Genomic DNA, 13,324 nt, shown 5'->3' on the forward strand with positions numbered 1-13,324 from the left:
AACAGTGTTCGGAGTTGACTCGAGATCAGGAGCACCATGAGCGACGCCCGTCTGCATGTCGTCTTCGGCTCGGGCCCCGTCGGCCGTTCCACCGCCCTCGCCCTGGTCTCCCGCGGGCTCGGCGTGCGCATCGTCAACCGCCGCGGCCGCGATGCGCTCGGCCCCGATGCCGCAGCGCTGGCCGGCGTCGAGGTGATCACGGGTGATGCCGCGGATGCCGCGTTCGCCACTCGCGCGGCCGCCGGCGCGGCATCCGTCTACCAGACCCTGAATCCGGTCTACCACCGGTGGGCCGAGGACTTCCCGCCGCTGCAGCGCGGCGTGCTCGCCGCCGCCGAGGCGAACGGCGCCCGCCTCGTGAGCATGGACAACGTGTACTCGTACGGCCGCACCGGCGGGAGGCCGCTCACGGAGCAGAGCCCGCAGCGGCCGCACACCCGCAAGGGGCGCGTGCGGCTGGACATGGCGAACGAGCTCTGGGCCGCGCACCGCGAGGGGCGTGTCCAGGTCGTGAGCGGGCGGGCGTCCGACTACTACGGGCCGGGCGCGGGAATCGCGTCGCCCATCGGCGACCGGGTGCTCGACGCGGTGGTCGCCGGCAAGCGCGTCGACCTGTTCGGCGACCCCGACCTCGTCCACAGCTACACGTACCTGCCCGACATCGGCGAGGGCCTGGCGGTGCTCGGCACCGCGGACGGCGTGACCGGATCCGCCTGGCACCTGCCGAACGACCCGCAGCCGTGGACGAGTCGCGTGATGGTCGAGGCGTTCTTCCGACTCGCCGGCGCCGAGCCGCGCATCGGGCGCCTGCCCAAGCTCGCGCTGCGAGCCGTCGGCCTCGTCAACCCGACGGTGCGGGAGCTCCTCGAGATGGCCTACGAGTTCGAGGAGCCGTTCGTCGTCGACTCGAGTCGCATCGCGGCCCTCGGCGTGCGGGCGACTCCGATCGACGAGGCGCTCGACCGCACGTTCCAGGCGTACCGGGCCGCGCACGCCTGACGGCGGAACGAGGTCGGCGACGGCGCCCGCGTCATGCGCAGGGCGCCGCCGCCGGGTTCGGGCGGTCGGGCTCAGCCGAGCCGGGTCAGGAACGTGAGGACCGAGCCGTCCTCCTCGATCAGCGGCCCGAGCGCCGCGTTGAACGGGGCGCCGTACGGGGCGGCGAGATGCTCGGCGAACGCCGCGTCGTCGCGGTAGGCCTCGACGACCACGAAGCCGGTGCCGATCGGCTCGGGTCCGGGCGAGGCGCCCGACCCCGCCGGAGCAGGACCGACGCGATGCGGCTCGAAGGCGAGGCATCCGGGCTCGTCGCGCACCTTCGCGGTGAGATCGAGGAGGAGGCGCTCGACCTCCTCCTCGCGGCCGGGCAGGGCGGTGAACCGGGCCACGAGCTCGACACGGCCGTCCTCACTCGCCCAGCTCATCCCCGGGCCGCTCCCGTCATGATCGCCACGGCGTCGGTCATGGAGTGCGACTCCGGCGTGATCGTCGCCGCGCGCTTGCCGAGCCGCTGGATGTGGATGCGGTCGGCGACCTCGAAGACGTGCGGCATGTTGTGCGAGATGAGGATCACGGGGATGCCGCGCTCGCGCAGGTTCTTGATGAGCTCGAGCACCTGGTTCGACTCGCGCACCCCGAGCGCCGCCGTCGGCTCGTCGAGCACGACGACCTTCGAGCCGAATGCGGCCGCGCGGGCCACGGCCACGGCCTGGCGCTGCCCGCCCGAGAGGTTCTCGACGGGCACGGTCACGTCCTGCAGGGTCGAGATGCCGAGCGCCGTGAGCTCGTCCTTCGCCTTCTGGCGCATGCCCTTCTGGTCGACGACGCGGAAGACGGAGCCCAGCACGCCGCGCTTGCGCTCCTCGCGACCGAGGAACAGGTTCGCGGCCACGTCGAGCGCCGGCGAGACGGCCAGGTTCTGGTACACCGTCTCGATGCCCGCGGCCCGCGCGTCCTGCGGGCGCTTGAAGTGCACGGGCTTGCCGTCGAGGAAGATCTCGCCCTCGTCGGGGATCTCGGCGCCGGTGAGGCACTTGATCAGCGTGGACTTGCCCGCGCCGTTGTCGCCGATCACGGCGAGCACCTCGCCCGGGTAGAGGTCGAGGCTCACGCCGTCGAGGCCGACGACGCGGCCGAACGTCTTCACGAGACGTCGGGCCCGGAGGATGGGAGTGCGGGTCTCCACGGGCGCGCCGCCCGCGGCATCCGATGCGATGATGTCGGTCATTTGCGTACCTTTCGGATCCACTGGTCGACGGAGACGGCGACGATGATGAGCACGCCGACCGCGAAGGTCTGCCAGAGCACGTCGAGCCCCGCGAGCGAGAGGCCGTTGCGGAAGACGCCCACGATGAGGGCACCGAGCAGGGTGCCCCACACGGTGCCGCGACCGCCGAAGAGGCTCGTGCCGCCGATGACGACGGCCGTGATCGAGTCGAGGTTGAGGTCGGTGCCGGCGTTGGGCGAGGCCGCGTTGGTGCGGCCGATCTGGATCCACGCGCCGAGCGCGAGGATGGCGCCCGCGGCGAGGTACACGCTCATCAGCACGCGGTTCACGCTGATGCCGGCGAGGCGGGCCGACTCCTTGTCGTCGCCCACCGCGTACACGTGCCGGCCCCACGCCGTCTTCGCGAGGATGAAGGCGATGACCACGTAGAGCAGCAGCATCATGACGACGCCGACGGTGAAGTTCACGCCGAGCACGTTGAACGTGTTGCCCGTCCACGTGAGCAGCGCGGGCATCTCGCCGCCGCGCACGGTGGCGCCGCCCGAGTAGAGCAGCGTCAGCGCGACGAAGATGTTCAGGGTGCCCAGGGTCACGATGAACGGCGGCAGCTTGAGCCGGGTGACGAGCGCGCCGTTGAGGGCGCCCGCGGCGAGTCCCACGAGGAGGCCGAGGAAGAGGCCGACCGGCGCCGGAAGGCCGGCCTGCACGGTGGTCTGGGCGATGACCATCGAGCTCAGCACCATCACGGCGCCGACCGAGAGGTCGATGCCCGCGGTGAGGATGATGAGCGTCTGGGCCACCGCGAGGGTGCCGACCACGGCCACCTGCTGCGTGATGAGCGACAGGTTCGCCGGGTTCAGGAAGCGCTCGTTGAGCAGTCCGAACACGATGACGGACAGCACCAGCACGATGGCCGGGCTGATCGCCGGGTAGCGGTGCAGCGTGTTTCGGATGCGGCTGAGCGGGGTGGTTCGGTCGAGGAACTCCTCGGCCAGGTCGAGTGCCGCCGTCGGCGGCTCGGTCGTGTGCTGACTCACGTGAAATCTCCGATGTTCGGTGGTGCGGTGGTGCGGCCCCGGTTGGTGTCGACGGATGCCCCGGGCGCGTGCTCGCGGCATCCGTCGTCGCCGACGCCGCACCACCTCACGGTGCGGTGCGGGGCGTCAGCCCCAGCAGATGTCGGCGGCCTCGGCGGTGTCGATCGAGTCGATGCCCTCCTGCGGGTCGTCGGTGACGAGCTCGACGCCGGTGTTGTAGAAGTCGAGGCCCTCGCTGTTCTCGGGGGTCGTGCCCTTGGTGACGAGGTCGTGGATCGCCTTCACGCCGAGCTCGGCCATCTTGACCGGGTACTGCTGGCTGGTGGCGCCGATGATGCCGTCCTTCACCGCGTCGATGCCGGCACAGCCGCCGTCGACGGAGACCACGATGAGGTCGTCGGTCGCGCCGGCGGCCTTGAAGGCCTCGAACGCGCCGTAGGCGGCGGGCTCGTTGATCGTGTAGACCACGTTGATGTCGGGGTTCTTGGAGAGCAGCGTCTCTGCGGCCGTACGGCCGCCGTCCTCGGCGCCCTGCGAGGCCTCGTTGCCGACGATCTCGTAGTCGCCGCCGCTGTAGGTGCCGGATGCCTCCTCGTCGCCGTTGGCCGTGTCGTCGGCCAGGTCGATGCCCATGCCGTCGAGGAAGCCCTGGTCGCGGGCCACGTCGACCGAGACGACCTTGTCGTCGAAGAGGTCGACCATGGCGATGGTCGCCTTCTCGCCGGCGAGCTTCGCCGCGGTCCACTCGCCGATCTTCTGGCCGGCGGCGAAGTTGTCGGTGGCGAACGTGATGTCGACCGACTCGGGGTCGGCCGGCGGGGTGTCGAGCGCGATGACGAACAGGCCGGCGTCGCGAGCCTTGACGAGCGCGTCCTCCACGGCGGGGCCGTTCGGGGTGATCAGGATGCCGGCGTCGCCCTTGGAGATGGCGTTCTCGACGGCCTGGATCTGGCTGTCCTCGTCGCCGTCCTCCTTGCCGGCGGCCATGGTGAGCTCGACGCCCAGGTCCTTCGCGGCAGCCTCGGCGCCGTCCTGCATGGCGACGAAGAAGGGGTTGGTCGTGGTCTTCACGATGAGTGAGACGCCGACCGTGTCGTCACCGGCCTCGGTCGAGCCGCCGGTGGCGCCCGAGGCGCATCCGGTGAAGGCGAGTGCGGTGGCCGCGGCGAGCGAGCCCACGGCGATCAGTCGGCGGCGAACGGCGCCGGGTGCTGCGTGATTCATCGACGAATCTCCTCTGGTGGTGGGTGACCGTTGTCGCCCTGACAACGATGTCACGTTAGGTCTAGACCATGTCGGTGTGTATAGTCAAGTCCACTTGGCACATTGGAGAGCAGATCGTGACATCGTTGTCAGAGGACACGTCAGGCTCCGGGGGCGGCCGCTCCCGGCCGACGATGCGACATGTCGCCGCGCTCGCGGGCGTCGGCGTGAAGACCGTCTCGCGCGTGATCAACGGCGAGCCGAACGTCTCGGCGGCGACGATCGCGAGAGTCAATGCGGCCGCGCACAAGGGGCTGACCGGCGCGCGGCCGCTCGCCGATACTGGGCGCATGTGGACGGCGTTCCTCTTCGGTGCGGTGGCATCGGCCGCGCTCGTGATCGGGGCGTTCATCGGCGGGCGCTTCACGCTGCCGAAGCGCTTCCTCGCGATCATCCTGTCGTTCGCGGCGGGCATGCTCATCACGGCGCTGAGCTTCGAGCTGTTCCAGGATGCCTACGAGCGCGGCGGCATCTGGATCGCCGCCATCGGGCTGCTCGTCGGCGCGGTGGTCTTCACGACGCTCAGCGCCCTCCTCGACCGTTGGGCCCAGGCGGGCTCGAATCCGACGCCGGCCGACGAGTATCGGGGCAGCGCGAAGCTCGACACGGATGCCGCAGCCGAGGACCGCCCTGCGACGGCGGCGTCCGTGCGGGGTGCAGCCGGGCTCGCGCTGCTCGCCGCGGCCACGCTCGACGGCGCGCCGGAGAACCTCGCCCTCGGCATCTCGCTCACCGAGGGAACGGGTGGCGTCGCGCTGCTCGCCGCGATCTTCGTGTCGAACCTGCCCGAGGCGCTCGTGGGCGCGGCGTCCATGCGGGAGCAGGGCCGCTCGATGCCGCAGATCATGGGTCTCTGGGGCGCGTGCGCGGCCGTGCTCGTGTTCGCCGTCGTCATCGGCGCCGGCCCGCTCTCGGGCAGCGATCCCGAGGTCGTCTCCTTCCCGCTCGCGTTCGCAGCCGGAGCCGTCATCGCCGCGTTGGCCGACACGATCATGCCCGAGGCCTACGAGCATGGCGGCCCCGCCGTCGCGCTCAGCACCGCCGCGGGATTCGTGCTCGCGTTCATGCTCTCGCTCGCCTGACCCGGCGGCCCTCAGCCGACCGTCACCGGGTCGCCGACGGAGATGGTGTGGGTTCCCGACGAGGCGTCGAGGTCGGGCACGAGCCAGATGCCGAACCACGTCTTGCCGTCCCACCTGCGGTGCTTCGCCAGTGTACGGATGGGCTCCTTGCCGCGCGCCAGCGACACCGGGTCGATCGTCGTCATGACGCAGCGGTCGCAGACGCCGCTCACCCGGAAGCGCACGTCGCCGAGGTGCACGAACGGCCAGCCGTCCTCGGCGAACGGCTCGGCCGGGTCGCCGTCGATGACGACGTTCGGGCGGAACCGCAGCATGTCGAGCGGCGGCGTGCCGCCGTCGGTCCACCGGTCGAGCTGGGCGAGGGAGGACTCGCTCGCGAGCAGCAGCGGGCCGGCATCGGCGAGCGACATCCGGTCGTCCGCGAGGCCGCCGTGGGCGGGATTGACCGGGCGCACTCGCGGGTCGGGCTGCCACACCAGGCGCACCGGGCGCGCGAGCCGGATGCTCAGCCACTCGTCCGCCTCGGCGCCTGCAGGGAGGGCGGTGCCCTGGCGCGAGACGGTCACCGTGACGGGCGCGGCATCCGTCGGCTCGTCGACCAGCAGGGGTGCGCCGCCGCCGTCGCGATCGGCGAGCAGCAGGCCCCCGTCGGCGAGCGACTCGGCGGTCAGTGCCAGCAGGCGGTTCGCCTCTCGCGCCGTGACGAGATCGCCCGCCGGGTCGACGACGGCCCAGCGTCGATCGCCGACGAGCCCCCATGGCAGTACGGAGGCCGAGCGGACGTCGAGGCCCGCGAACGACTTGACCGGATAGACGCGGAGCCGGGTCATCTGCATCAGAGCACGCTACCGCGGCGACCGGGGCCGATGCCGTCGGCGTCGTGTCGGCGCGGTCGGCGTGGCGTCACCGTCATCGTCGCGCACAGTTCGCTGCCCGTCCGGGCACAATGCGGCAGGCGACCCCGCTGGCGTCCGTAGCATCGGCGGTATCGCGACCGCCCGACGTCGCGACGCTGCGGCCGGAGGGGTGACATGGCCGAACGCATCTGCGAGACCTGCGGCACGAGGAACGACGCCGAGGCGCGGTTCTGCGTGAACTGCGACTCCTACCTGGGGTGGGACGTCGGGCGCTCGACGCTCGACGGCGACGCGCTCACGGGCACCATCCCGAAGATCGTGCAGTCGGTGCCGACGGCGGTACCGGACCCGCAGCCCGCGCCGGTCGCATCCCAGCCTGCCGAGTCGCCCGCCGAACCGCCGCCGGTGGCCCCCACGTCAACGCCTCCGACCCCGCCCGCCGCCGAGCATGCGCCGCAACCCGAGCAGGAGCCGCCGCGGCGCAAGCCCGCCCGACACGACCCGCCGACGGTCACCGTCGCGACGCCCGACGTGGCGCTCACGCCCGAGGCGCCCGCGAGGATCGAGCTCCTCATCGAGAACACGTCGACCATCGTCGACGGCTACGAGATCGACGCGGTCGACCCTCCGGCGTGGCTCGAGCTCACGCCGCCCGACGCGCACCTCATGCCCGGCGAGGCGCGCACGGTGACCCTGTCGCTCGCCATCCGCCCCGGTGTGCTGGTGCTGGCGCAGCGCCGGCCGCTCACCTTCACCGTGCGCTCGCTCGAGGACCCCGAGCGGATGGCGACGATCCACGTGCTCGCGACGGTCCCTCCGCGCGGGGCGCGCCTCGCGATCGAGGCGCGGCCGATGCTCATCCGGCTCGAGGATGCCGCGACGGGTTCGTTCTCCCTCCGACTCGACAATCGCGGCGCGAACTTCCCGCAGACGGTGGGCCTGTCCGGCGAGGACCCCGAGTCGGTCGTGCGGTTCACGTTCACGCCCCAGGTGGTGGAGGTGCCCGCGGGCGCCATCGTCGAGGCATCCGTCGACTTCGTCGCACCGCCGCCGGCCCCCGGGGCGCAGCTGAACCGCCAGCTCACCATCTCGGCGACGAACGACGAGGGACCGGTGACCGCGACCGTCACGCTCGTGCAGCAGACCGCCGCCGAGCCGGTCGATGCGCCGCTGCGCATGCAGCTGCAGCCCAGCACCCTGCGCCTCCTCGACGCGCAGGACGCCGACTTCGACGTGAACGTCGACAACCGCGGCGGCCACACCCCGGTCACGGTCACGCTCACCGGTGCCGACCCCGAGCAACGCCTCGCGTTCGCCTTCGCGCCGGTCAGGTTCGTCGCCGTCGCCGGGCACATCACTCGCGCCCACGGGCGGGTGCGGGCGAACCTGCCCGCCCGAGGGACGAGCGCGTCGCATCCGTTCACCGTCGTCGCCTCCGACGGCACGACGGATGTCGAGGCCGCCGGCGTGCTGGAGATCAGCAGCTCGGCCGCGGCCATCACCACCGCGAGCCTGAGCGTCAACCCGCAGCGGCAGGACATCGGCACCCACGGCAAGGGCACCTTCGGCGTCGACGTCGACAACCGCCGCGGCGCGGAGGCCGTGCAGGTCGCGTTCTCCGCCAGGTCCGACGACGGGCAGGCGCGGGCGACGTTCGCCCCGCCGCAACTCGTGGTTCCGCCCGGCACGACCGGGCACACGTGGATGACGGTCACGGCGCCGCATCCGCCCCACAACGGCACGGTGGTGCGCCGGCTCGAGATCAGCGCGAGCGACGGCACGCAGCAGCTCGTCGGGAACGCGGAGCTCACCCAGACGGCGCCGAGCCGCAGGGGACCGCTCAGCGTCTGGCTCGTGATCCTCGGTGCGGTGCTCGTGGTGATCGGCACGCTCAGCCCCTGGTTCGCCCAGTTCGAGCCGCTGCTGCCCGCGGTCGAGCTTGTGCGGATGCTCGTGCAGTCGTCGAGCCTCGACCCCGGGCTGATCGTCGAGCCTGCGCTGCGGCTCCTCCTCTTCATCCTCGCCATCACGATGGCGTTCGGCCTGAACGGCAAGTCGGGCGGGCTCACCCGCAAGTCGGCGATCCTCATCGTGCTGCTGAGCGCCGGGTTCCTCGTGTTCCTCGCGATCGCGGCGTTCGTGCCCCAGCTCGCGTTCGGCATCGTCCTGGTGTGGCTCGGCGCGGTGCTCGGCTACGTCGGCGGGGTGCTCGCGCGATCCCGCGACTGAAGACGGGCGCCGGGTGGGGCGGGCGCCCCGCATGACGGATGCCGCGAGGCGGGCGAACCCGCGACGCGGCATCCGGTCGCCGATCACCCGGCGAAGTGCGCGAGCATGCGCGCCACCACTTCGGCGCGGGCGGCGTCCGACTCCAGCTGCTCGAGGCCGAAGCCGAAGAGCAGGGTGTCGGGCGTCGCGGTGACCGCGACCACGGCTCCGAGACCGTCGGCGAGCTCGAAGTCGCTCTGGTTCACGGGGCTCCCCGCGGGTGCTCCCGGCACGTCCCACGCGCCGAGGCCGTTCTCGAAGCCCTCGGCCTCGGTGGCGACCCCGTCGACGAGGAGCTTGGTGTCATCGACGATGAGGCCGGCTCCGCCGGTGGCCGGGTCGGTGACGTAGCTCACGACCACCTCGACCTCGGCGCCTGCGTAGTCGCTGAGGTCGAACGCGACCGTTGTCCACGCCCCGTCCGTGGAACCCGTGAAGGCGTTCCACTCGCCGGTGGTGCCCGCCGGAAGGCAGGGGTCGCCGAACGTCAGGTAGTGCTCGAGCTGCGGGTGCAGGCCGATGTAGTAGCCCGCCTCGCACTCCTGCGACACCGCCGTCGTCGTTCCGCCGTTCACGTCGGGGAGCGTGGTCCACTCGTCGGTGCCGACCGGCCGGACCTCGACGATGACGTGGTCGTAGCCCTCCTCGGTGTCGAACGCGATCTGCGCCTGGAACGTGGGTGCATCGGCCGCGGTGAGCCCCGTGAGGTCGTACTCCCGGCTCAGTCGCTGGTAGCCGTCGTCGACGTGCGTCGCCGCCGCGGCCATCTCACCCTCGGCCGCCACGATCCTGCCCGTCACGTCGGTGTAATCGGCCGCGCCCCAGCTCTCGAACTGCGGGAACTCGGAGACGGGGAGCAGCTCACTTGTCGGCGTGAACGAACCGACCTCGTCGATCGGGTTGTCGACCGTGGCCGGTCCGCCGAAGGGCGACTCGAAGCCCTCGAGCGGCTCGGCCGTGCCGAGAACGCCCTCGGCGTCGAGCGCCGCGCGGTCGTACGCCCCCATCCAGTATTGGGTGAAGTCGTCGGCCAGCAGGAGGCAGTCGGAGAACTGGTCGAAGGTCACGACGCAGTCCTCCTGCGGGGCGCCGTCGAGGCCGTAGTAGATGCCGCCGAACAGGGCTGCGCCGAGACCGTAGTACGCGGCCGTCTCGCCGGCGTGGGCGAGCTTGCCGCCCTCGTTGAGGTAGTCGCGCACTGCGATCGTCAGGTACTGCTGGCGCTCCGCCACTGCGAGGTCGGGCACCTGAGCGCCGAAGTACGAGGTCAGGACATCCTCCTCGTCCTGTGTCAGCCGATTGTCGCCGAGGTACCAGAGCACTGCGTCGTAGTGGCCGAGCACGGCGAGGTCGTGCGGCACGCCCTGCGCGTCGACATCCCAGACGTCCGGGGTCACGCCGTTCGCCTCCAAGGCCGCGATGTGCTCGTCGAGGTACTTCGGTCCGTCGTTGCGCGGTGCCTCCTCGGGGTTGTACCCCGTGTAGTCCTCGTTCGCGATGATCAGCACCGAGTTGCCCGTGTCCTGCGCGAGCTCGTACGTGAAGTGGGCGCTCTCGACCTTGCTCGGCTTCTGGCCCTTCGGAAGGTCCTTCTGGGTGGTCTGGCCCGTGAACCACACCTCGACGGTGTCGCCCGGGCTCGCGCCCGTCACCTGGCCTCGGTACTCGGCGTAGTAGTCGACATTCTCGAAGCCGTAGCGTTCGCCTCCGGCCCACTCGGCGAGGGGGGCCTTCACGGCTTTGCCCCCGTTGATCGAGTAGTGCATCGTCTTGGCCTTCAGGGCTCGCTTCGCCCAGACCGCGACGGTCTGCGGGTCGCCGTACGAGACCGTGAACGTGTCGACGCGGAAGTCCTCGGCATCACGGTTCACGACCGACACCGGGTCATCCGGGTCGAGGGCCGACTCGGCGACCGCCAACGCGAAGGGGATGTTCTTCTCGAACTCGGCCTGGATCAGGTTCTCGTCGTCGGGGAAGTCGAAGCCCTGGTACTGGCAGTCCTCCTCGGCCACCCACTCGTCGTCGGGCACCGACTCGGCCGCCGCCTCGCAGGTGGACATCTCGGGCGTGAACCCGAGCGTGCCGTACGCCTCCTGCATATGCGAGTCGGTGTCGCCGTTCGTCGTGTACAGCTCCGCCGAGATATCGGGGTCGTAGCCCGGGATCGCGGGGTTCACGTCGTCGCCGACCATCGCCTCGTAGATCACGTCATCGGGCGAGGGGGTCGCCACCTGCCAGCCGATGCCGTGCAGCAGCAGCTGCGCGGCCGAGTGGTAGTTGACGAGGAACTCGGGCGTGAGGTCGGCGAACAGCTGGTCGAGCGCCTGAGTTTCGGGCTCGGATGCCGGCGCGGGTCCGCGGTAGGTGTTGCTCGCGGGGTTCGGCGAGGAGCCCTCGTTGTCGTAGCCCCAACGAGTCGGGAAGTTGCGGTTGAGGTCCACGCCGTCACTCGTCGTGATAACGCCGTCGCCGTTGTTGTCGCGCAGGTTCTTGCGCCAGAGCCGCTGGCCCGGCTCGAACGAGTAGTCGTAGCCGTCGGGGTTCGCAACGGGCACGAACCACAGCTCGGTGTCGTCGACGATGTCCGTGATCCGCTGGTCGGTGCCGTACGACGTCAGGTAGAGGTCGAGCAGGCGACGCACCATCTCGGGCGTGATCCACTCGCGTGCGTGCTGCGCACCGACGTAGACCGTGGTCGGCTTCCTGCCGTCCTTCGCCTTCTCGACATTCGCCGTCACCCGCACCGCGCCGATCTCCTGGCCCTGGTGCGTCTCGCCGATCACCCGGAACTCGGCGATCTCGGGATGCGCCGCGGCCTGTGCCATGAGCTCTTCGCGAATGCCGCCCTCGCCGCTGTACATGTCGAACACGCCCTCGGTGGCCTGCAGCGATCGTCGCTGCGCCGACGGGTCGGCCTGCACCTCGAGGATGGTGCCGCTCTCCGCGAGCTCCGCCACTTGCTGGCCGCTCAGGATGACCTGCACCTCGACCTGGCCGAACCCGGCGCCGCTCGGCGACGTGACGAGCTCGCGCCGGTCGACGCCGAGGTCGATGATGGCGGCCATGCCCTCGGCATCCACGGTTCCCGAGTACACCGCGAGGCGATCATCATCGCCCGGTGTCGGTGGCGGCGGACTCGCCACGCTGGGGCTGGCGACGACCCCCGTGAGGATGAGGGCGGCTGCGGTGGCGACGGCGAGCTGACGGAACATGCGTACTCCCTTGTGCGCGATGACCTTCTTGTCGAGGTGATCCCCCGGCACTTCGGGTGCAGCGGGCTGCAAACCCGAATCTTGCTCATCATCGACCCGGGCTTGGAGGGGAGTCAAGCAGGAGAGCGCAACCGGGCCGATCGTTGCGCCGCACGCCGATCTGCTGCGCGGTCGGACACGGTCACACCCACTCGCGGCGCACGGCCTCCGCGCCGAGCTGGATGCGCGTCGTGACGCCGCCGCGCTCCATCAGCTCGGCGACCCGTCGTTGCACGGTGCGCACCGAGATGCCGAGTTGCGCGCCGGCCGCGGCATCCGTCAACCCGAGGAGCAGCAGCTTCAACAGGTCGCGGTCGATCGCCTCGACCTCGTTCTCGAGCCCACCGTCCTCGACCAGCCGCGTCGACGCGCGCCACGCTTCCTCGAACATGGCGTTCACGAGGTCGAGCAGGCCGCTCGGATGCACCAGCAGGGCGCCCGACACCTTGCGATCGCCGTGCGAGTACATCGGCAGCAGCGCGAGGACGCCGTCGGCGACGAACAGGCGGGTCGGCAGGGCCGGCAGCACGCGGATCTCCTCGCCCAGCGGCATCACCTCCCTCGCCTGGTCGAGGAACTTCGGACGCTCGAGGACGGATGCCTCGACGACGACCCGGTAGCGCACGCCCCGTTCGAGCGCCCGGTCCTCCTCGGTGTTCTCGCTGCCGTCGATGAGCGCCACCTCGCGCAGCACGAACGCGTCCACCCGCCGCTCGGCCGACGCCTGCAGCTGTCCCAGCCGCTGTCGCACCGCTTCGGGACCGAGCACCACGTCGACGACGTCGGGCACCTCGCGCTGCACGGCTCCCTGGCGGTAGAGCTCGCTGAGCTGCACCAGCGTCTCGTGCGCCTCGGTCAGCCGGCGCTCGCGCTCGAGCAGCAGCGGCCGCAGCGCGAGGGCCGGCGGCGAGGCGACGACCCGATCGGGGGCGGACGCCTGCCTGGCGAGCAGCCCGATGCGCTCGAGCTCGTCGACCACCGCCTGCACGCGCGCCACCGGCATGCCGGCCGACCGGGCGATCTCGCCGACGTCGGCCGAGGGAGTCGCGAGCAGCATCCGGTAGACCGACGTGTGCTCGTCGTCCAGTCCGATCGCGTCGAGCACGAGCGCCGCTCCCGTCGTCTGCGCCGTGGCGAATCGCGGCCATGGCATGTCTCCGCCACCACCCTAGCGGTGGCGGTGTGGCAGCGTGCTTGCAAGCCAGCAACACATGCGAGAGGTTCCCCCATGCCACAAAGCAGCAGAACAGCCGCGCAGCGCCGCCGCCGTTCGATCGCCGCCGCGATCAGCGGCCTGGCGATCGGCGTCGCGGGCGTCAGCGCCGTCGCGCTTCCCGCG

Annotated in this window: 10 protein-coding genes; 3 read left to right on the forward strand and 7 right to left on the reverse strand. The window is 71.1% G+C overall.

From position 1 onward, the window contains the following. Positions 1–36: 36 nt before the first annotated feature. Positions 37–999, forward strand: coding sequence for an NAD-dependent epimerase/dehydratase family protein (locus tag GH736_RS03200; RefSeq protein ID WP_159600207.1), 963 nt, complete (start codon positions 37–39; stop codon positions 997–999). Positions 1,000–1,070: 71 nt separating this feature from the next. Here GH736_RS03200 and GH736_RS03205 read toward each other — a convergent pair whose 3' ends face one another. The 4 genes from GH736_RS03205 to GH736_RS03220 all read right to left on the reverse strand — a co-directional run bounded on the left by GH736_RS03205 (position 1,071) and on the right by GH736_RS03220 (position 4,488). After that, a complete protein-coding gene (locus tag GH736_RS03205) occupies positions 1,071–1,424 on the reverse strand; it encodes a putative quinol monooxygenase (protein WP_159600209.1) in 354 nt (117 codons plus the stop codon). After that, a complete protein-coding gene (locus GH736_RS03210) occupies positions 1,421–2,227 on the reverse strand; it encodes an ATP-binding cassette domain-containing protein (RefSeq protein WP_159600211.1) in 807 nt (268 codons plus the stop codon). The genes GH736_RS03205 and GH736_RS03210 overlap by 4 nt, the downstream gene beginning before the upstream one ends. Next, on the reverse strand, positions 2,224–3,264 hold the full coding sequence (locus tag GH736_RS03215) for an ABC transporter permease (protein ID WP_235933814.1): 1,041 nt from the start codon (positions 3,262–3,264) through the stop codon (positions 2,224–2,226). Before GH736_RS03215 ends, GH736_RS03210 begins: the two co-directional genes overlap by 4 nt. A 126-nt stretch (positions 3,265–3,390) precedes the next feature. Continuing rightward, positions 3,391–4,488: a substrate-binding domain-containing protein gene (locus GH736_RS03220; protein ID WP_159600215.1), complete on the reverse strand. Its 1,098-nt coding sequence runs from the start codon at positions 4,486–4,488 to the stop codon at positions 3,391–3,393. Positions 4,489–4,661: 173 nt separating this feature from the next. Between GH736_RS03220 and GH736_RS03225 the strand changes: the two genes are divergently transcribed. Then, positions 4,662–5,609: a LacI family DNA-binding transcriptional regulator gene (locus GH736_RS03225; protein ID WP_235933816.1), complete on the forward strand. Its 948-nt coding sequence runs from the start codon at positions 4,662–4,664 to the stop codon at positions 5,607–5,609. Positions 5,610–5,620: 11 nt separating this feature from the next. On the opposite strand, the gene GH736_RS03230 is transcribed toward GH736_RS03225, so the two are convergent. Continuing rightward, positions 5,621–6,445: an MOSC domain-containing protein gene (locus tag GH736_RS03230; protein ID WP_159600219.1), complete on the reverse strand. Its 825-nt coding sequence runs from the start codon at positions 6,443–6,445 to the stop codon at positions 5,621–5,623. Positions 6,446–6,640: 195 nt separating this feature from the next. Between GH736_RS03230 and GH736_RS03235 the strand changes: the two genes are divergently transcribed. Continuing rightward, positions 6,641–8,695 carry a COG1470 family protein gene (locus GH736_RS03235; protein WP_159600221.1) on the forward strand — a complete coding sequence of 685 codons (2,055 nt, stop codon included), beginning with the start codon at positions 6,641–6,643 and terminating at the stop codon, positions 8,693–8,695. A gap of 83 nt (positions 8,696–8,778) precedes the next feature. Here GH736_RS03235 and GH736_RS03240 read toward each other — a convergent pair whose 3' ends face one another. Continuing rightward, on the reverse strand, positions 8,779–11,946 hold the full coding sequence (locus GH736_RS03240) for a M14 family metallopeptidase (RefSeq protein ID WP_159600223.1): 3,168 nt from the start codon (positions 11,944–11,946) through the stop codon (positions 8,779–8,781). A 181-nt stretch (positions 11,947–12,127) separates the two neighbouring features. Further along, positions 12,128–13,138 carry a helix-turn-helix domain-containing protein gene (locus tag GH736_RS03245; RefSeq protein ID WP_235933815.1) on the reverse strand — a complete coding sequence of 337 codons (1,011 nt, stop codon included), beginning with the start codon at positions 13,136–13,138 and terminating at the stop codon, positions 12,128–12,130. Positions 13,139–13,324 lie beyond the last annotated feature (186 nt).

This window comes from Agromyces humi (genome assembly GCF_009720255.1).
Classification (GTDB): Bacteria; Actinomycetota; Actinomycetes; order Actinomycetales; family Microbacteriaceae; genus Agromyces; species Agromyces humi.